Source organism: Brevundimonas sp. (assembly GCF_036399195.1).
Taxonomy (GTDB): domain Bacteria; phylum Pseudomonadota; class Alphaproteobacteria; order Caulobacterales; family Caulobacteraceae; genus Brevundimonas.
The window spans coordinates 1-19577 of sequence record NZ_DASWNO010000003.1 but is presented as its reverse complement, the minus strand read 5'-3'; the positions used below and the strand labels follow the sequence as shown (position 1 = coordinate 19577).

Here is a 19577-nt window from a genome sequence, read left to right as displayed (position 1 = left end):
CGAACTGCCGCCCGAAGGTCGCCGTCCTGTCGACCGCAAGAAGATGCTGAGGATCAGCGGCGCGACCGGCAACAACCTGAAAAGCGTCACCGGCGAGATCCCCGCCGGCCTGTTCACCTGCGTCACCGGCGTGTCCGGCGGCGGCAAGTCGACCTTCACCATCGAGACCCTCTACAAGGCCGCCGCCCGCCGGCTGCACAACGCCTCGGACGCCCCGGCCCCCTTCGACCGCATCGAGGGGCTGGAGATGTTCGACAAGGTCATCGACATCGACCAGTCGCCCATCGGGCGCACCCCGCGCTCAAATCCCGCGACCTACACCGGCGCCTTCGGCCCGATCCGCGACTGGTACGCCGGCCTGCCGGAGTCCAAGGCCCGCGGCTACGGCCCCGGCCGCTTCAGCTTCAACGTCAAGGGCGGGCGCTGCGAGGCCTGTCAGGGCGACGGCCTGATCAAGATCGAGATGCATTTCCTCCCCGACGTCTACGTCACCTGCGACGTCTGCAAGGGCAAACGCTACAACCGCGAGACGCTGGAAATCGTCTTCAAGGGCAAGAGCATATCCGACGTTCTGGACATGACGGTCGAGGAAGCGGCGAGCTTCTTCAAGGCCGTACCCTCGATCCGCGACAAGATGTTGACCCTGAACCGCGTCGGCCTCGGCTACGTCAAGGTCGGTCAGTCGGCGACCACCCTTTCGGGCGGCGAAGCCCAGCGGGTCAAGCTGTCGAAGGAGCTGTCGAAACGCGCGACAGGCAAGACGCTCTACATCCTCGACGAACCGACCACGGGCCTGCATTTTGAGGACACGCGCAAGCTGCTCGAGGTGCTTCAGGAGCTGGTCGAGAACGGCAACACCATCGTCGTGATCGAGCATAACCTCGACGTGATCAAGGTGGCCGACTGGCTGCTGGACTTCGGGCCCGAAGGCGGCGACGGCGGCGGCGAGATCGTGGCCGTCGGTACACCGGAACAGGTCGCCGCCAATCCGAAGAGCTGGACCGGAAAATACCTCAAGGAGGTGCTGGACCGGCACGAAACGCGGCGCAAGGCCAGGATCGCGGCTTTGCGGACACCGGTTCTCTCGAGGCCGGAGAAGGCCGCCCCGGCCAGGAGACGCGGCAGGGCCTGACTGGCGTTCGGCAGCCAGGGCAGTCTAATCGACCCTGCCAATCCGGTAGTAGTCTCTGAAATCCCGAACGAAGTAGAGCTCTCCGGTCGGTGAGAAGATCGGGAAGGCCTCTCGGAGGGGCGAGTTGATCTCGTCAGCGAGCGGCCGTGGATCGCCCCAGGCCTCGCCCTGCCGATCCGCGCGCCAGAGGTCGGAGGTCAAACGGTCAGTGGCCGGATCGCGACTGACGATCTCAAGGATCAGTGTCTGGCCCGAGGGCGACATCACGCCCCCGCCGAGTTCCTTGCCCTCTGGGAGGCGACCTCTGAGACCCCGCAGCGCGTCGTCGGGTTCGGGAGCGCCATAAGCCTGCCCGTCCCAGCGGGCGCAGAGAAACTGCAGGTCTGAATAGTCGAGCGAGAAACTGCGGAAGCAGAGGGATCCGTCGGCGCGATGCTCCAGGGTGGAGACATAGCGGTCGCGCGGCGTCGCCGCTGACTGCCATTGCGGTTCTCCCCTGCCGCCGTCCCCCTGCACCCAGATCGCCGTCGCGTTTCGCGCCAAGGCGCCGCCCGGGGTGGGCCGATAGGAGATGAACGCCATCCGCCGTCCATCCGGCGAGAAGCTGGGATATAAATCCGAGGTCGGGCTTTCGACCTGCCGGGCTGGCGACCACTCACCGTCTTGCTGCCGGGTGACATAAAGGCGGTAGTTCTCGCCCTGCCCTATTCGGCGAAAGAAATGGAAGGCCTGCCCGTCGGGTGTGAAGCTCCCCTGAAACAGGCCGGGACCGGACACCACGTCCGGGGCGAACAGCTCGAGCGCGTCCTGCGCGCTCAACACCGCGGCCAAGACCAAGGCGGCGATCATCACGGGCTCCCTGTCGATCGGAGCACGATACAGCTCCCCGCCAGAGTGCAGCTACGCCCGTCGAAGCGGTTTACGGGCCCTTGGTAGCGCCCAGCGCGTTCGCAGCAGATATGGCGGTGCGGGTGGCCTACGTCACCTGGGGCCTGTTGCTGGCGGCGACGATGTCGCGATAGGCGGCGGCGAAGGGCGCGTACAGGATGCCGACCGTCAAAGCCGACACGATCGCCTCGACCAGCGCATTGGCGATCACCCAAGGGTTCGTCACGTCCAGCGCTTCGCGGACGGCCTCGGCGTCCTGGCCGCTGCCGAACGACCAGCTTTCAAGACCCGACATGACCGCCAACGGCATGCTGACGATCGACGACAGCAGTTGCACGAGCAAGACCATGACGATCGCCAGGACCGCCATGCCGAGCAGCGGCCAGAACCGGCCCTTCGTCAGGCGGAAGGAATCGAAGAACGCGATGCGCCGTTCGGCGACCGTGATGGGGACCGCCAGACTCAGCCGGACCGACAGCCAAATCAGCAGGCAGAGCGCTCCCAATATGCCGACCAGAGCGACGATGGCCGCCAATCCATCGCCCGCCCCGGCCTTGGCGACTCCCGTGAGAACGCCGACCGTGACGAACGCGACCGCGCCCACGAGTGTCATGATCAGGCCGAGCACGAACGTCACCGCCAGAACCCGCACCTCATCCATCCCCAGTCGCAGGTAGCCGAACCGGTCCTTCGACGGAGCCAGCGTCCCGCGGGCGACCGCCGCGCTGAGCACGGCGCCGACGACGAGGGCGACGGGCAGCAACCAGGCCACTCCCAGCATGATGCCGCTGAAACTGCCCATCAGGGCCATCACCTGCTGCATGGTCGGCTCGGCCACCGACTCCATCGCCTCGGCCTGCTCGGTCCATGCCTCGAGCCGGCCGACCACTCCGGTCAGGGAGAAGAGGGTCGCCAAGGTCAGCACCGCGTAAAGCAGCGTCCACGCCACGAGCGCCAGGGGGTTGCGACGAACAAGGCGGAAGCCTTCGAACGCCGCGTCGGTTGCCGAGAAGGTCATGGAGTCTCCTGTCGTTGGGCCCATCTTAGCCCAAGGGCGGCGCCGGGCGCTGGATGGCGTCCGAGGCAGATGATGCGCTTGCCGCGAGTTGGCGGCAGGCTGAGGCGAACGGCGCGATGGCGAGGGTCATGAGCACGCCGTACAGGAAGGCGCCGACCAGCCCGCCGAGCACGCTCCAGTACCAGTTGCGGGCGACCCAGGCGCTGACCGCCGCGAAGGGATTGAAGTCCGGTCCGGTCTGAGTCCAGTCGAATCCGGATGCGAGGCCAGAAGCCGCGAAGGCCGTCACACCGCCGATCAACAGGACTGTTTCGACCAGCAGGATCATCAGGAAGATCAGGACCAGCAGGCCGAACAGCCGCAGGGTCTGCCCCTGCGCCAGCCGCCAGCCTTGGCTGAAGGCGAAATCGCGGTAGAGCAAGGTCGCCGGAGGGATCAGCGACACCCGAGCAAGCCCGATACAGGCGGCGACCATGGCCGCTATCACCAGCAAACCGACAACGACCGCAAACAGAACCCTCCCGCCCGCTGTCCATACGGCGAAGCCGACGACCGCACAGATCACCACCAGCAGCAGCATCGCGGCGTACAGCCCCACCCCGATGGCCAGCCCGACAACGCCTATCCGAAGCTCATCCATACCGACCCGAAGCGAGAAGGCGCCGCTGTCTCCGGGGCGCAGGATGGTCCGGAAGATCGCGGCGTAAACGACGACCATGACAAGCATCAATCCGATGTTGAGCAGCATGGAAGCCGCCTGGAGTTGCATCATCTGCGCCATCAACTGGTCGGGCGGCCCAGCATAGGCTTCAGCTTCACCCGGCGCGGGCATCTGCGCGATCAACTCGCCCATTGCGGGGAACACGAGGGCGAAGGAACCGGCCGCGGGGGCGATCATCAGCAGGCCCCAGACGAACACCGCCAGCGGCCGTCGGCGTATCAGGCTGAACCCGTCGCCTATCGCCGTTCCGATCGAGAATCGCGCCATTTCAGTCCCCCGTCCCCGGAGCACGCTAGCCGGTCCGGCGCGCGGCGGCTAGAAGCCCGGCATGACTGACAGCCCCAACCCTATCCACGTCGTCGGCGGCGGCCTCGCGGGCTCGGAAGCGGCCTGGCAGATCGCCCGGGCGGGCGTGCCCGTGGTGCTGCACGAGATGCGCGGTGTGCCCGGCGTCCGGACCGACGCCCACCACACCGACGGACTGGCGGAACTGGTCTGTTCCAACTCGTTCCGCTCGGACGACTGGGAATACAACGCCGTGGGCCTGCTGCACGCCGAGATGCGCGCCCTCGACTCGGTCATCATGGCCTGTGGTGATCTGAATCAGGTCCCGGCGGGCGGCGCCCTCGCGGTCGACCGGGAAGGCTTCTCCCAGGCGGTCACGGCCCGGCTGGAGGCGCATCCTCTCGTCACCATCGTGCGTGAGGAGATCGCGGGCCTGCCGCCCGAGGACTGGGACAACGTCATCGTCGCCACCGGCCCGCTGACCTCCCCCGCCCTTGCAGAAGCCATTCTGAAGACGACGGGCGAAAAGAGCCTGAGCTTCTTCGACGCCATCGCGCCTATCGTTCACGCCGACTCGATCGACTTCGACATCGCCTGGCGGCAGTCGCGATACGACAAGGAGGGACCGGGCGGCGACGCGGCGGCCTACGTCAACTGTCCCATGGACAAGGGTCAGTACGAAGCCTTCATCGACGCCCTGCTGGCGGGTCCGAAGGCCGAGTTCAAGGAGTGGGAGAACGTCCCCTACTTCGATGGCTGCCTGCCCATCGAGGTCATGGCCGAGCGCGGCCGCGAGACCCTGCGCCACGGCCCGATGAAACCGGTCGGCCTGACGAATCCGCGAGACCCGCAGGTCAAGGCCCATGCCATCGTCCAACTGCGTCAGGACAATGCGCTCGGGACGCTGTTCAACATGGTCGGCTTCCAGACCAAGCTGAAGCACGGGGCGCAGGCGGAGGTCTTCCGCATGATCCCGGGCCTGCAGGACGCGCAGTTCGCGCGGCTGGGCGGCCTGCACCGCAACACCTTCCTTAACTCGCCGAAGCTGCTGGACCGCCAGTTGCGGCTGAAGGCGATGCCGCGGCTGCGCTTCGCCGGGCAGGTCACGGGCGTCGAGGGGTATGTCGAGAGCGCCGCCATGGGTCTGCTCGCAGGTCGGCTGGCGGCGGCCGAACGGCTGGGGCGACCGCTGGAAGCCCCGCCGCAGGAGACAGCCGTGGGCGCGCTGGTCGAGCACATCACCGGCGGCCATCTAGAGGGTCCCGGCGGCATCTCGAAGTTCCAGCCGATGAACATCAACTACGGCCTGCTGCCGCCGCTCGAGGCGCCAAAGACCGACGCGGAAGGCCGACGCATCAACCCCAAGGATCGCGGCCGGGCGAAGAAGCGGCTGATGAGCATGCGGGCGATGGAAGCGCTGAAGGGCTGGCGCGACGACGCCTAACGGCGCAGCGCCTTGGCCGGCTCCGGACCCGGCCGGAGGTGGAGATAGGCCGGGTCGAAGTCGCCGATCTCCGCCAGGCGGCCCCAATCGCGGATCGTCAGCTTGCCCCCCTTCCACTCGACCGCGCCGGTTTCGCGCAGCAGCATCACCGTCCGGTTCGCGTGAACGGCCGTCATGCCGACGGCGTCGGCCAGCAGTTCCTGCGTCATCGGCAGGTCGCAGGCGTCGCCCTTGGCCAGACCCGCCGCCTTGGCGCGCGTGAAGATCTCGCAGAACAGGTTGGCGACGCACGCATGGGCCGGCAATCGGCTGTTTCTCAGCAGCCACTGCCGGAAGATGGCGGCTTGGACCAGCGTCTGACGCCAGAGCAACTTTCGCACCTGGGGCCGCTCGTCGATCAGCCGGTAGATGGGCTCGTGCGGGATCGCGCCGATCTCGCTATCGACGGCCGCCGCCAGTCCATTGTCCATGTAGTCGATGTACAGGGTCTCGAGACACGGCGCCTCCGTCGGCATGTAGAACGAGTGCACCTGCCGGATGCCGTCGGGGCTTAGAGAGTAGCGATAAAGCAATCCGCTGAGGACCAGCACCACCTCGCTGGGCCGCTCGCCCAGTGTGAGCACGTCGGTGTGACGAGGAACGGACCGGATTTCGCCCGGCAGGGCGCACAGGGCGGCGTAATCCTCCGACGGCAGGTCGCCGATGGTCGCCAGGTGCCTCGCGAGCATCTCTCCAAGCCGCACCATCCAGCTATCCTCCCGACAACCGGACGCGCGGCTCGCCGGTGATCCGGACGGCTTCGCTGAATGGCACCATCCGCAGCAACCGTCCGGCCTCGTCGACGACTTCGAGGCTACCGTGGAGGTTGAGCTCTCCTTCACGCACGCCTGAACTGAGCACGGAGCGGATGCCGTCAAGCGCCGCGGCGATCGCCGCGTCCGGCGACGGGAGCTCCTGCCCTTCCTCATCCTCGGTCAGCCCGAGGCCGTTGTGGATATGGAAGAAGTAACGGGGCATCCGCCGGGGTAATGCGGTGCTCCGGCTTAGGTTCAGTCCCGCGCCGGCCTTGCCCTAGATGCGACCCCGCGCCACGGCCCAGGTCAAGCGCAGGGATTTGACCGCCTCGGGCTCGCCCGGCCGGTCCAGCACCACATGAGCGACGGCGGGAAAGGCGGCGGAGGGCAGACGCCGGACGTCGGCCCGGGCGCCGCGGCGCGCCGCCCTCGCCTCCTCCGCGCGTCCGGTCTGGGTCAATCCCCAGGCTCGGCCCGCCTCGATGACGGCTTCATCATAGCCAGGTCCCGCCAGGATGCGGACCGCGGTCTGCAGGGGTCCGACGTAGAAGGCGTCGAGGTCGTGCGGTTCGCCGTGCACCCGGCCGATGTGCGCCTCGATCAGGGCGTCGAAGGGGGTGCGCTCGAGCCTGCGGCGGCTCACGGCGTCGGTGAGCGCCTCCAGCACCGGGTGACCCTTGCGAGCCGCCGCGGAAAACACGCCGTCCATCTGATCGCGCCACCAGACGTAGCGCATCTCCGCCAGCAGGGGCTGGGTGACGCGCGTCGGGATGGCGAGCAGCTCAGCCTCGAAGGCGTACAGGGCCAGCAGGTCCGCCCGCGCCGCCGGGTCCGTGACGAACCGGCTCGAGAGCCAGCGGTCTAGGTCGGCGGCGCGAACCTGCGCGTCGAGACTGTGGTCCGCCTCAGCCAAACAGGGTCTGGTACATCGCCATCGAGGTCAGCATCGGCAGCGACAGCAGCAGGTTGGTTCGGCTGGCCAGCATGGCGACCCGGGCAGCCTTGGCCTTCACGTCGTCCGCGGCCGGGACGATGCCCAGCGCCCGTTTCTGGTTCGGCCAGATGATGCCCCAGACGTTCAGGAACATGACGATGGCCAGCCAGACGCCGATGCCCATGAGGGTGAAGCCCTTCTGGTCCTCGGTCAGGCCCTGCGCCAGGCCGAAAGTCAGGACCTCTGCGGCGTAGGCATGGCCCCGCGTCAGCATCACACCGAGACCGGCGAGCACCGTCGCCAGCGCGGACCAGCGGAACCAGAACAGGGCCTCCGGGGCGATATGCTTGCCGATCGCCGGCTTCAGCTCTGCCGGGATCGACGGCATGACCCGGATCTGGACGAAGTTGAAATAGTACAGCAGGCCGATCCACAGGATGCCGGCGACGACGTGCACCCAACGCAGGACCGCCTGCCAGAAGGTCGCGTCATAGGCGCCCGACACCTGACCGAAGGCCAGGATCATGATCACCGCCAGCGCGGTGCTCAGCAGGATGGTGGTGCGAAAGTTCGACAGCAGTTTGCCCATGGCGGCCCCTCCCAGAGCTCGGATGAAGCGCGCAGGCCGAAGCCCGCCCGATTCGTTCAGAGCGTCACCATAGCGCGAGGTGGAGCCCCCAAAAACCGAAAGACCGAAGGGTCTTTCCTCGCCCTTAGGGCAGGCTCGCCATGCCGAGCTTGACCGCCTTGGGGTCGTCGCGCTCGCCGCGCTTGACGCCCCACAGCAGGATGATCGGCGCGCCGACGTAGATCGACGAATAGGTGCCGACGATGATGCCGAACATCAGGGCGATCGAGAAGCCGAACAGGGCCTCGCCCCCGAGGAAGGCCAGCGCCGCCAGCACCATGACCGCGGTCATGCCGGTGATGACGGTGCGGCTGAGGGTCTCGTTGATCGACAGGTCGATCACCTCGCGCAGCGGCATCTGCTTGTACTTGCGTAGGTTCTCGCGGAGGCGATCGAACACCACCACGGTGTCGTTCATCGAATAGCCGATGACGGTCAGGATGGCGGCGACCATGTTCAGGCTGAACTCCAGCCGCATGATCACGATCAGGCCGAACGTCAGGATCACGTCGTGGACCAGACCGGCGATGGCGCCGAAGCCGAACTGCGGCTCGAAGCGGAACCAGATGTAGGCGAACATCAGCAAGGTCGCGAGGCCGAGCGCCATGATGCCGGACCGGAACAGTTCGCCGGACACCTTCGACCCGACCACCTCTACGCCGGAGTAGGTGACGTCACCGACGGCCCCGGCGATCGCGGCCTCCACGCGGCGGACGACCTCGGACTGGTTGGCGTCTTCCGGGATCTGGAACCGCACCACGGCCGTCGAGCCGTCGGCGATCGAGGTGTCGCGACGGGCGATGCCCTGCACCTGGACGTCGCCGAGTCCCAGCTCGCTGACGGCGCCGCGCATGTCCTCAAGCGAGATGGTTTGACCCGCGGGCTTGGCCACCTCCATCGAGGCGCCGCCCCGGAAGTCGATGCCCATGTTCAGGCCGGGATAGAAGCAGCCGATGATCGAGGCCGCGCAGAGCACGACCGAGAACACGGCGGCCAGCCGGGCGTATTTGACAAACTTGAAGTTCGTCGTCGTCGGCAGCAGTTTGATGAGGGGCCATCCACGCATCACATCACTCCGCGATCGGCAGTTTCTTGGGCTTGGCGAGCTTCAGCCACCAGGCCAGTCCGATCTGGGCGACCAAGACGGCCGACAGCATCGAGGTGAAGACGCCGATGGTCAGCGTCCAGGCGAAGCCGCGCACCGGGCCCGCGCCGAAGACGAACATGATCAGCGCCGCGACGAGGGTGGTCAGGTTGGCGTCGATGATGGTGCCCATGGCCTTGTTGAAGCCGGCGTCCATGGAGGCGATGACGCTGCGCCCCGCCCTCGCCTCGTCGCGCATGCGTTCGTAGATCAGCACGTTGGCGTCCACGGCCACGGCGAAGGTCAGCACCAGACCGGCGATGCCGGGCAGGGTCAGCGAGGCCCCGATCATCGACATGGCGGCGACGATGAGCAGGCCGTTCAGCAACAGGCCGATCACCGAGATCCCGCCAAACAGGAAGCCATAGGCGGCCAGCATGAACACCACGATGATGATGAAGCCGACGATGGTGGACACCGCGCCGGCGGCGACCGCGTCGGCTCCCAGCTCGGCGGTGACGGTCCGGCGTTCCTCGACCTGCAGCGGCGCCGGCAGGGCGCCGCCGTTCAGCAGGTTCACCAGCTCCGAGGCCTGGGCGATGGTGAACTGCCCTTCGATGATGCCGTTGCCGCCGGTGATGGCGCTGCGGATCGTCGGGGCCGAGATCACGCGACCATCCAGCACGATGGCGAACGGCCGGCCGATGTTGGCGGCCGTGGCGTCGCCGAAGCGGCGGGCGCCCTGACCGTCGAAGCGGAAGCCGATGGCGGTCTGGTTGCTCTGGTCCGTGGTGACGAAGGCGCGGTTCAGGTTGTCGCCCGAGACCAGAATGCGGCGCTTCAGCAGCAGCGGAGACCCGGTTTCGTCAGGCACCAGTTCGGAATCAGGGGGGACGGCGCCGGCGACGGCTTCCGCGACGGAGGCTTCGACGTTGACCAGCTGGAAGGTCAGCTGGGCGGTCTGGCCGACCAGACGCTCGAGTTCGGTGGGATCGCTCTGACCGGGGGCCACGACCACGATCCGCTCGGCGCCCTGGCGGGTGATGGAGATTTCCTTGGTGCCGGACGGGTCGAGACGGCGGCGGACGACCTCGATCGACTGGGTCACGGCGTCCGCGCCCATCGAGTTGTACGCTTGTTGCGTGAAGCCGTAGCGAAGGCGGTTGTCGCCGACCCGTTGCACCTGACGGTCCGCGACGCCGGTAGGGCCGGGCGTGATGATCGCCTGCATGGCGAGGCGCGCGGCTTCCTGTTGAGCCGGGTCGCTGAGGGTGATTACGACGCCGTTGTCCTGCCGGGCGATGCTGGCGACGCCGATCCGGGCCTCCGACATCGTCAGGCGCGCGTCCTCGACGAGGTTGGCCATTCGCTTGGCCCGCATGGCCGGCAGATCGACTTCAAGCAGCAGATACGATCCGCCCTGCAGGTCGAGGCCGAGGTTCACGCCGCTGGACGGCAGCCAGCCCGGCAGCGCCTCGCGCTGGGCGGGCGTCAGGACGTTCGGAAACGCGAACAGCGCCCCGAACAGAACGGACAGGACGAGAAGGATGACCTTCCAGCGCGACAGATGGATCATGCGGGCGTTCCCGACCTCTCAGAACGGCGTCAGGACTTGGCGATGGTCTTGGTGTCGTTGGCGGCGATTGCGGTGCGGTCGCGGACCTGGGTGATCATCTGCTTGACCACGCGGACGTTCACGCCTTGGGCGATCTCGACCATGGCCTCGTCATTCTCGACGCGCGTGACCTTGCCGATCATGCCGCTGGACATCACCACGGTGTCGCCGCGCTTGAGGCCGGCGACCAGGGCCTGATGGGCCTTCATCTGCTTCTGCTGCGGACGGATCAGCATGAAGTAGAACAGGATGATGACGGGTACGAAGAAGATCAGGGTGCCGAACGGACCCGCCAAAAGTTCCTGCACGATAGTCTCCGTGAACGTACGGGTCCGCCGCCCCCGGCGACCCTTGAAAATGAGGCGCGGAAACTAGGGTGAGCCGCCGCACATTGCAACGCGACGCTTCGCCGGCGTCGCCGCCGTGCGCTATCGCGGCAACACGGTCAGCGGGTCGACGGCGTTGGGCTGGTCCCCGCGCATGCGCCAGGTCTCGAAATGCACCGAGGGACGGCCGTCACCCGCGGTGTTCCCGACCGTGCCGATCTGCTGCCCGGCCCTGATCTCGTCGCCGTCGCGCACCAGCGCCGAGCCGAGATGGCCGTAAACCGTGCGCCAGCCGTCGCGGTGGACGATCAGGACGGTGAGCCCCTGCCCCGCCAGGTCGTCGCCGACATAGCCGACGCGCCCGGCCGCCGAGGCGCGGACCTCGGCCCCCTGCGCCGCGCCGATGTTGACGCCGTTGTTGCGCTCTCCCATCCCCACGGGGCCGAAACGGCGCAGGATGTCGCCCCGCACCGGCCAGTCCAGCGCGACCGTCGAGGCCGCGGGCGCCGGCGCGACCGGGCCGGCTGTCGCCGCGGGCTCGCGCGGCGCGGGCGGCAGGGCGGCGTTCCCGGACGGCGGCGGCGGCGGCGGCGGAGGCGGCGCACCCGCCTCGGCCACCTGGACCCCCGCGGGCGACGGGCCCGTGGCGTAGGGATCGCCGCCGATGTCCACGGCGCTCGTCGGCAGGATCAGCCGCTGGCCCGGCGTGATCGCGGCGCGCGGCCCGAGGCTGTTCAGATCAATCAGGTTCTGGACCGGCGTCTGAAAACGACGCCCGATGCCGGAGATGGTGTCGCCCGGCTGGATCTCATAGCTGGCTCCGGCTGCGACAGTGACCGTTCCGGTGCTCGGCGGCGGCGGCGCGATGAAGCCTTCCGACGCCGGTCCGGCGGCGGGCGTGGAGGCCGCGTACGGCCGGGGTCCGGTGTTCAGCGGCGTCGACAGAGCGCCCCCCTCGATCGCCGCGACCGGCGCGGTGCGCGGCGGCGGCGCTTCGTCGGCGGGATTGGTCGCCCCGCGCACGCCCTCGCCCGTGGGGACCGGCCGGAAGGCAGGAGCTGACGCGGCGGGTGTCCGGGGGGGAGCGGGCGCGGCGTTTTCAGCGCGGGTGGAGTAGCGCGGCTCGGCCGGATAGCTGGCGCAGGCCGCCAGGGTGGTCACGGCGCCGAGCACCGCCAGAACCTTCATGCCGAACCGGATGATCATGCTGTCGGTAGCCCCTTGATCGTCATTACGAGAGTCGCGTCCCCGGGCCCAGACAACCCGCCAAACCGCGCCAAAGTTGGGCGCGAAGGTTAACGGGCCGCCGCCTACCCCTCCTTGGCCGTGCCTTCGACCAAGGGCACGAAGCGAACTTCGGTCAGGCTTTCGCGGTGGAAAGAGCCGTCGGGCTGGCCGACGTAGCGGTGCAGCATCTGCACCGAACTGCGGCCCACGGGGCAAACGAGAATGCCGCCGGGTTTCAGCTGATGCAGCAGTTCCGTCGGCTCCCCCGGTGCGGCGGCGGTGACCATGATTCGGTCGAACGGGGCCTGTTGGGGCCAGCCGAGGCCGCCGTCGCCATGCTGGGTGATGACGTTGTCGATCTTCAGCTCTTTCAGCCGCGCCTCGGCCTCGATCAGCAGGCTGCGATAGCGTTCGACTGAGTAGACATAGCGGGCCAGCCGGCTCAGCACCGCGGCCTGGTAGCCGCTGCCGGTGCCGATCTCCAGCACCCGATGGCGGGGCTGGACGTCCAGCGCCTGGGTCATCAGGCCGACGATATAGGGCTGGGAGATGGTCTGGGCGCAGTCGATCGGCAGGGCCTGATCCTCCCAGGCCTGATCGAGGAATTTCTCGTGCACGAACACGGCGCGGTCGATCGACTCCATCGCCGCCAGCACCTTGGGGTCCGTCACCCCCTGCTGCCGCAGCCCGAGGATCAGTCGGCCGGCGCGGTCGTTGTTCAGGTTCATGCCGCGGTCACCCGCTTCGGCGGCGCCCCCCCGAGCACGCCCTTCAAATCGTGGATGCTCGGCGCGTGCGTCAGATCGATGTGCAGCGGCGTGACGGAGATCTTCCCCTCGTCGACAGCGCGCAGGTCGGTCCCCTCGGCGTGGTCCTGCTTCGAACCGCGGAAGCTCATCCAGTAATAGTCGCGGCCGCGCAGGTCCGTGCGGCGGATGGCGTGCATCTCGCCGATGTCGCGGAACCCCTGCCGCGTCACCTCGACCTCCGTCACGGCCTCGGGCGGACGGGCCGGGAAGTTCAGGTTCATCACCACGCCGGGCTGCCACGGCTGGGCCAGCAAGCGGCTGATGATGGGCGGCGCAAAGGCCTCAGCCGTCTCCCAGTGCGCCGTCACCTCGTCGTGGAAGCGCTCCAGCGACTGGCTCAGGGCGATGGAGCGGATGCCGAACGCCATGCCCTGCAGCGCGCCGGCGACCGTTCCGGAATAGGAGCAGTCCTCGCCGACGTTGTGGCCCCGGTTGACGCCTGACAGCACCAGATCGGGCCGTTCGGGCATCAGGTCGTTGACGGCCAACACCACGCAGTCAGTCGGCGTGCCCGTCACGGCGAAGCGGCGATCGCCCATGCGGTTGACCCGCAGCGGCTCGGTCAAGGTGATCCCCCGGCCCTTGCCGGACTGTTCGGTCTGGGGCGCGACCACCCAGACTTCGTCGGAGAGCGCGCGGGCGATCCGCTCGAGGCATTCCAGCCCCTCGGCCTCGATGCCGTCGTCGTTGGTCAGAAGAATGCGCATGCCGCCCGCGCTCATGCAGCGCGCCGGTCCGCGACGCAACCGCCCATGTCCGTCTGCAGGGTCAGTTCGCCGGCCGGATGTCGTCGGCGAGGATGACGAAGGGTCCCCCGCAATCGTTGCGGATGTCGGAGCGCGCGTGCTCAATCCGGCCGTTCACGGCCTCGGTCCAGGCGACCGTCCGACCGGTGATTCGAACCTTCTGACCGCGCAGGTCTCCCATGGCCTGAGCCATCTCGTCGCGCGAGGCGGCGCCCGAGACGCACGGGCGCGAGAACGGCTGCAGCACCTGATCCTCGTCGCCATAGAGCTGGAATTCGCCGTTAGAGAAGCGCGCCCAGCCGGTGAAGGCGGTGTCGGATGCGGCGTAGCTGTACTTGTTCGACGACGGATTGGCCGAGGCGCAAGCGGTCAGGGCCAGTGCGGCGGCGGCGGCGAATATGATCTTCATCTGGCGACTCCCTTATCCCGCTCATCCCCGCGAAAGCGGGGACCCAGTTCTTTGGATGATCGGTGCCTTGGCCCGGGGGCGATCCTCGTTCATCCCATCCGCCAATGCATAACGAAAGCACTGGGTCCCCGCTTTCGCCGGGATGAGCGGATTTAGGTCAACCGACGTGCGTCATCCCGCCCATGTAGGGCTGCAGCACCGCCGGCACGGCGATCCGCCCGGCCTCGTCCTGATAGTTCTCCATGATCGCGACAAGGGTGCGACCGACGGCGAGCCCGCTGCCGTTCAAGGTGTGGACGAACTCGGTCTTCTTCTCGCCGTCGCGCTTGAAGCGGGCGTCCATCCGCCGAGCCTGGAAGTCGCCGCAGTTCGAGCAGGAGCTGATCTCGCGATAGGTCCCCTGCGAGGGCAGCCAGACCTCCAGATCAAAGGTCTTCCGCGCCGAGAAGCCCATGTCGCCCTTGCACAGCAGCATGCGGCGATAGGGCAGCCCCAGCTTCTCCAGCACCACCTCGGCGCAACGCACCATCCGCTCGTGCTCGGCTTCCGAGTCCTCCGACCGGGTGATCGAGACCAGCTCGACCTTATGGAACTGATGCTGACGGATCAGGCCCCGGGTGTCGCGCCCGGCGGAGCCCGCCTCGGCCCGGAAACAGGGCGTCAGGGCGGTGAGCCGCATGGGCTCGGCGAGATCTGCTTCCGGCAGGACCTGCTCGCGGACGAGGTTGGTGAGGGAGACTTCGGCGGTGGGGATGAGGAAGTGCTTGGCGATATCGGGACCATGGTGGGCTACTCGCACTCGCGCGAAAAAGGCTTTCATCGCCGGGACTTCATTCCCCGGTTCGTTGCCTTGCGTGATCGTTGCGGTGAGCGAGTTGTAGTCCTCAAGCAGCTTGTCGAAATCAAATGAGGTTGCGGCGAAAAGATCGTCCTTGAACTTCGGCAGCTGCCCCGTCCCGAACATCGCCTCGTCGCGGACCAGATATGGCGGATTGACCTCCAGATAGCCGTGCTCGGTTGTCTGCACGTCCAGCATGAATTGCCCGATCGCGCGTTCCAGGCGCGCCAGCCCGCCCTTCAGCACCGCGAACCGGGCCCCGCTCATCCGCGCCGCCGCCTCGAAGTCGAGCAGCCCCAGCGCCTCGCCGATGTCGGCGTGGTCCTTGGCCGGGCCGGACCGGCGCGGCTCGCCCCACGGCGTTCCGACCAGCACGTTGCCGCCCTCATCCTCGCCGTCCGGAACATCGTCCGCGGCCAGGTTCTTCTGCGCCGCGAGCAGATCGCGCAGCGCCTTGCCGGTTTCCCCCTCGACCGCCTCCTGCGCCGCGATCTCGCCCTTCAGGCTCTCGACCTCGGCCTTCAGCCGGTCGGCCTCGGCCATGTCCTTCTTCGCCATCGCCGCGCCGATCAGCTTGGAAGCCGCGTTGCGCTTCGCCAGCGCGTCCTGACCGGCGGTCTGGGCGGCGCGCAGCGTGCGGTCCAGCTCGAGGATGCGATCGACCAGCGCCTGCGCGTCCTCCACGCCACGCGACGACCAGCCGTCGACGAAGGCGGCGGGATTGTCACGGATGGCGCGGATGTCGTGCATGGTCGGTCTCGGCGGCAGGAAGCCGATGCTCTAGCCCCGGCGATGCATTCCGCCAAGCCGGGGCCCGGTCAGGCGGCCCGGTTGTGCCGCGCGAACACCCGCGTCGCGCCGGAGCGGAGAACCAGCACGGTGTCGAACGGCTCGCGCCGCCCGCCCGCCTCCATGCCCGGCGAGCCGAGCGGCATCCCCGGCACGGCGATCCCGACGGCCTCCGGGCGTTCGGCAAGCAGGCGCACGACGTCGGCCGCGGGCACATGACCTTCCACCGCATATCCGCCGATCACGCCCGTGTGGCATGACGCCAGCGCATCCGGGAGGCCCCGCGCCAGACGGACGGCGCGTACATCGGACGTCACACGTACCGTGGTGGTGAATCCCGCCTGCCGCATATGCGCGACCCAGCCGTCGCAGCAGGCGCAGGTCGGCGACTTGTACACCGTCAGCGTCCGGTCGGGGCGGCTCTGAGCCTGCGCGGCGCCGCTGAACACCACGCCCACGGCGGAGGCGAGAAGAAGACGGCGGCTGAGGTCGGTCATGGCGGGAACCTTGGGTCCAATGCAACACGAACCTAACGCATGAGTGTCGTAGCAGGCGAGCGTGGCGGTGAACGCTTCGCGCCCGGATCGACGACAGGCATCCAGCACCGGGTCGCCGCGCGACCATCCGTCCACGGCGCAGTCGCCGCAATTCCATCGCCCAAACGACACCCAAGCTTGGCCAAACCTGAGAAATCCCGACACGAACCAAACGTAGAGCCGCCCTGACAAACACGGGGGTCTCCATGTCGAATCGTTCCGGTCTTCGCCTCGCCTTGCTGGCGGGCGCCTCATTGGGGGCCTTCGCCTCACCCGCCCTGGCCCAGAGCCCGGCGCCCATAAGCTACATAGCCGCGCCCGAGACCACCGACCCCGAAGGCGATCCGCTGGCGCGTGTCGACGACGTCTTCGTCACCGCCACCAAGCGCGAGACCAATCTGCAGGACACCGCGATCGCCATCTCGGTCGTGGGTGCCCAGACCCTGGAAGATCGTCACGTTCAGTCGCTGCTCGACCTGTTCGACGGGGCGGTTCCAAGCCTGCGGGTCTCGACCTTCGAGTCCCGCCAGACCGCGCTCACCGTCGGCATTCGGGGCATCGTGCCCAACGACGCCAACCAGCCGGCGCGGGAACAGGGAGTCGGCGTCTATCTGGACGGCGTTTATCTGGGCCGCCAGCAGGGGCTGAACGCCACCATGCTGGACATCGAGCGGGTCGAGGTGCTGCGCGGGCCGCAAGGCACCCTGTTCGGCCGCAACACCGAAGGCGGCGCCGTGAGCCTCGTCACCCGACGCCCGACCGGTGAGTTCGGCCTGCGCACGCGCGCCGGTCTTTCAAACTACGGCGGCTACAACGCCGAGGCGCACCTGGACCTGCCGGAGTTCGCCGGCGTCAGCGTCAAGCTGGACGGCGCCTTCCAGCACCGCGACGAAACCACCCGCAACCCGATGGAGGGCCAGACCGGGTGGAATTACATCGACCGCCGCGGCCTGCGCGTATCGGCGCTGTGGCGGCCGACCGAGGCGTTCAACGCCCTGTACGCCTATGACAACGGCTACAGCGAGAGCACGCCGTTCCTCAGCCAGCTGGTGAACTACAACCCGCTGGGCCTGCCGGTCTCGACCGCCTTTCCGCGTCCCGTCGGGACCATCTCGCCCCTCCCGCCAGGCGTATTCGTCCATCCGGAACGCCAGGACGTGGCCGACATCGGCGTTCCGCAGCAGCCCAGCGTCGACAAGACCTTCGGCCACTCGCTGCACATGAACCTTGATGTCACGCCGGACCTCGAGCTGCGCTCCATCACCGCCTACCGCGAGGTTGAGGCCTATCAGTACGACAACGCCGGCGGCCCCAACCGGCCGCCCGTGTTCCAGCCCAACGCCCCGGCCGGGAACGCGGCCCGCAACTTCTCGCGCTACAGCCTTTCGGACATGCAGCAGTCCCAGTTCAGCCAGGAGTTCCAGCTGGTCGGCTCCGCTTTCGAAGACCGGTTCGAGTACGTCGTCGGCCTCTACTATTTCGAGGAAGAGGCCTGGGAAGAGGCCGCGACGCCCAGCACCTTGACCTATGTCGGCTCGAACGGAGACTACGTCGTCCGTGACCCGAAAACCGCCGGCATCACCCGAGGCTTCCGTTCGATCGACCGCGGCAGCCGCGCCGAGGCCATGAGCACCGGCCTCTATGTCCATACCGTCTGGACGCCGCCTGTGCTCAATGACGCCCTGCACCTGACACTGGGCGGCCGGCAGACGCGCGACGAGAAGAACGGCGTGCTCTACCGCGTCAGCAACACGCCGCGCGACTTCCGCTTCGAACTGACCGAGAGCCGATTCGACCCGGTCGTGACCCTGGCCTATGACGCCACCCCCGACATCAACCTCTACGCCACCTACGCCACGGGCTATCGCGCCGGCGGGGCCAACTCCCGCTCCCTGACCTACGCCCCGTTCGATTCCGAGGAAGTCGCCTCGTATGAGATCGGCATGAAGTCGACGCTGTTCGACCGGCTGCAGCTCAACGTCGCGGCCTATGCGATGGAGCGGACCAACAGCCAGATCGAGTTCACCCTGGTGGCCCCCGACCCCGTCACCGGCAACACCCGGAACACCGTGGAGACGGTCAACGCGCCCGGCGTGACCGACATCTCAGGGCTCGAACTCGACGCGGTGCTGGAGCTGACGGAGGAGCTGCGGTTCACCTTCGGCTACGCCTATACCGAGACCAGCGTGCCCGACGCACAGAACCCTTTCCCGGCCTCTCCCGCCTGCCCCGCCTGCGGCGCGATCCAGCCGGTGTTCATCATCTACACGCCGCCCCATGCAGCGACGGCCTCGCTCGACTGGGTCCGGCCCTTCAGCTGGGGCGAATTCCGGGCCCACATCGACGCCAACTATTCCGAGGGCACCCAGAGCTTCGAACAGTCGCCGGAAAAGACGGACGACTCCTTCATCGTCAACGCCCGCCTCGCCCTGGCGGAGGTGGTCGTCGGCGACGGCCGCGAACTGACCTTCTCGGTCTGGTCGCGCAACCTGCTGAACGAAGAGCACATCTATCGCCGCTCGACCGAGGGCCGTTCAGGCACCAACGCGATCGGCGACTACGCCAACTTCAACGAACCCCGCACCTACGGCCTCGAGATATCGGCTCGGTTCTAGAACCGCAGGGTCACGCCGGCGTCAGATCAGCCCAGCCATGGGCGAACTGGCGCTGGCGTACATCCGGCGGGGCATGCGTCCGGCCAGATAGGCCTCCCGGCCGGCGATGACCGCGTGCTTCATCGCCGAGGCCATCAGGATGGGATCCCTGGCTCCGGCGATAGCGGTGTTCATCAACACGGCGTCGCAGCCCAGCTCCATCGCGATCGTCGCGTCGGATGCGGTGCCCACGCCGGCGTCGACCAGCACAGGCACCTTCGCCTGCTCGACGATCAGCCGGATGTTGACGCGGTTCTGGATGCCGAGGCCCGAACCGATCGGGGCGGCGGCCGGCATGATGGCGGCCGCCCCCGCCTCTTCCAGCCGCCGGGCCATGACGACGTCGTCCGTGCAGTAGACCATGACCTGGAAGCCGTCCTTGATCAGCAGCTCCAGCGCCCGCAGCGTCTCGATCATGTCGGGATAGAGGTGCGCCGTGTCCGACAGCACCTCCAGCTTGACCAGGTCCCAGCCGCCAGCCTCGCGCGCCAGCCGCAGCGTCCGCACCGCGTCCTCGCCGGTGAAGCAACCGGCCGTGTTGGGCAGGAAGGTGAAGCGGTCGGGCTTGACGTGATCCACCAGCATCGGCTGCGACGGATCGCTGAGGTTCACCCTCCGCACCGCCACGGTCACGATCTCTGCTCCAGCGGCCTCTGCGGCCGCGGCGTTCTGGGCATAGTCCCTGTACTTGCCCGTGCCG

General features: G+C 67.8%; 19 protein-coding genes and 1 pseudogene. 3 read left to right on the top strand and 17 right to left on the bottom strand.

The genetic code is table 11. The features are described 5' to 3' along the window. A pseudogene (locus VGB60_RS00410) lies at positions 1–1132 on the top strand (excinuclease ABC subunit A); the annotation flags it as partial. Between the two features lie 24 nt (positions 1133–1156). Here VGB60_RS00410 and VGB60_RS00405 read toward each other — a convergent pair. The 3 genes from VGB60_RS00405 to VGB60_RS00395 form a co-directional block, all read right to left on the bottom strand. Further along, the gene (locus tag VGB60_RS00405) at positions 1157–1981 is read right to left on the bottom strand and encodes a hypothetical protein (RefSeq protein ID WP_331036318.1); all 825 of its coding nucleotides are present in this window, start codon (positions 1979–1981) and stop codon (positions 1157–1159) included. Positions 1982–2108: 127 nt separating this feature from the next. Beyond that, complete coding sequence (locus tag VGB60_RS00400) at positions 2109–3038, bottom strand: hypothetical protein (protein ID WP_331036317.1); 930 nt, start codon at positions 3036–3038, stop codon at positions 2109–2111. 25 nt (positions 3039–3063) lie between these two features. Next, positions 3064–4026: a hypothetical protein gene (locus tag VGB60_RS00395; RefSeq protein WP_331036316.1), complete on the bottom strand. Its 963-nt coding sequence runs from the start codon at positions 4024–4026 to the stop codon at positions 3064–3066. 61 nt (positions 4027–4087) lie between these two features. Between VGB60_RS00395 and trmFO the strand changes: the two genes are divergently transcribed. Beyond that, complete coding sequence (gene trmFO, locus VGB60_RS00390; protein WP_331036315.1) at positions 4088–5488, top strand: methylenetetrahydrofolate--tRNA-(uracil(54)-C(5))-methyltransferase (FADH(2)-oxidizing) TrmFO; 1401 nt, start codon at positions 4088–4090, stop codon at positions 5486–5488. Here the strand turns inward: trmFO and VGB60_RS00385 are convergent. From VGB60_RS00385 to VGB60_RS00325, 13 genes are all read right to left on the bottom strand, one after another. Beyond that, positions 5485–6216 carry a Crp/Fnr family transcriptional regulator gene (locus VGB60_RS00385; protein WP_331036314.1) on the bottom strand — a complete coding sequence of 244 codons (732 nt, stop codon included), beginning with the start codon at positions 6214–6216 and terminating at the stop codon, positions 5485–5487. The two genes, trmFO and VGB60_RS00385, sit on opposite strands and share 4 nt — an antisense overlap. A 22-nt stretch (positions 6217–6238) precedes the next feature. Then, positions 6239–6505, bottom strand: coding sequence for a DUF6894 family protein (locus VGB60_RS00380; RefSeq protein ID WP_331036313.1), 267 nt, complete (start codon positions 6503–6505; stop codon positions 6239–6241). A gap of 54 nt (positions 6506–6559) precedes the next feature. Then, positions 6560–7195: a squalene/phytoene synthase family protein gene (locus tag VGB60_RS00375; RefSeq protein WP_331036312.1), complete on the bottom strand. Its 636-nt coding sequence runs from the start codon at positions 7193–7195 to the stop codon at positions 6560–6562. Continuing rightward, the gene (locus tag VGB60_RS00370) at positions 7188–7805 is read right to left on the bottom strand and encodes a hypothetical protein (RefSeq protein WP_331036311.1); all 618 of its coding nucleotides are present in this window, start codon (positions 7803–7805) and stop codon (positions 7188–7190) included. The genes VGB60_RS00375 and VGB60_RS00370 overlap by 8 nt, the downstream gene beginning before the upstream one ends. 124 nt (positions 7806–7929) lie before the next feature. After that, entirely contained in the window at positions 7930–8910 is a 981-nt protein-coding gene (gene secF / locus VGB60_RS00365) for a protein translocase subunit SecF (RefSeq protein ID WP_331036310.1), read from the bottom strand. A 4-nt stretch (positions 8911–8914) separates the two neighbouring features. Continuing rightward, complete coding sequence (gene secD / locus VGB60_RS00360; protein WP_331036309.1) at positions 8915–10504, bottom strand: protein translocase subunit SecD; 1590 nt, start codon at positions 10502–10504, stop codon at positions 8915–8917. A gap of 29 nt (positions 10505–10533) precedes the next feature. Beyond that, on the bottom strand, positions 10534–10851 hold the full coding sequence (gene yajC, locus VGB60_RS00355) for a preprotein translocase subunit YajC (RefSeq protein WP_331036308.1): 318 nt from the start codon (positions 10849–10851) through the stop codon (positions 10534–10536). Between the two features lie 120 nt (positions 10852–10971). Further along, entirely contained in the window at positions 10972–12075 is a 1104-nt protein-coding gene (locus VGB60_RS00350) for a M23 family metallopeptidase (protein ID WP_331036307.1), read from the bottom strand. Positions 12076–12179: 104 nt separating this feature from the next. Continuing rightward, positions 12180–12824, bottom strand: a complete 645-nt coding sequence (locus tag VGB60_RS00345) for a protein-L-isoaspartate(D-aspartate) O-methyltransferase (protein ID WP_331036306.1) — start codon at positions 12822–12824, stop codon at positions 12180–12182. After that, positions 12821–13612, bottom strand: a complete 792-nt coding sequence (gene surE / locus VGB60_RS00340; RefSeq protein ID WP_331036305.1) for a 5'/3'-nucleotidase SurE — start codon at positions 13610–13612, stop codon at positions 12821–12823. Before surE ends, VGB60_RS00345 begins: the two co-directional genes overlap by 4 nt. 61 nt (positions 13613–13673) lie before the next feature. Next, on the bottom strand, positions 13674–14060 hold the full coding sequence (locus VGB60_RS00335) for a hypothetical protein (protein WP_331036304.1): 387 nt from the start codon (positions 14058–14060) through the stop codon (positions 13674–13676). Between the two features lie 157 nt (positions 14061–14217). Next, the gene (serS, locus tag VGB60_RS00330) at positions 14218–15648 is read right to left on the bottom strand and encodes a serine--tRNA ligase (protein ID WP_331036303.1); all 1431 of its coding nucleotides are present in this window, start codon (positions 15646–15648) and stop codon (positions 14218–14220) included. Between the two features lie 68 nt (positions 15649–15716). Next, a complete protein-coding gene (locus VGB60_RS00325) occupies positions 15717–16184 on the bottom strand; it encodes a DUF411 domain-containing protein (protein ID WP_331036302.1) in 468 nt (155 codons plus the stop codon). Positions 16185–16429: 245 nt separating this feature from the next. On the opposite strand from VGB60_RS00325, the gene VGB60_RS00320 reads away from it, so the two are divergent. Beyond that, entirely contained in the window at positions 16430–18838 is a 2409-nt protein-coding gene (locus VGB60_RS00320) for a TonB-dependent receptor (RefSeq protein ID WP_331036301.1), read from the top strand. Positions 18839–18859: 21 nt separating this feature from the next. Here the strand turns inward: VGB60_RS00320 and VGB60_RS00315 are convergent. Then, on the bottom strand, positions 18860–19577 hold a 718-nt coding region (locus tag VGB60_RS00315; protein ID WP_331036300.1), incomplete at its 5' end, for a thiazole synthase.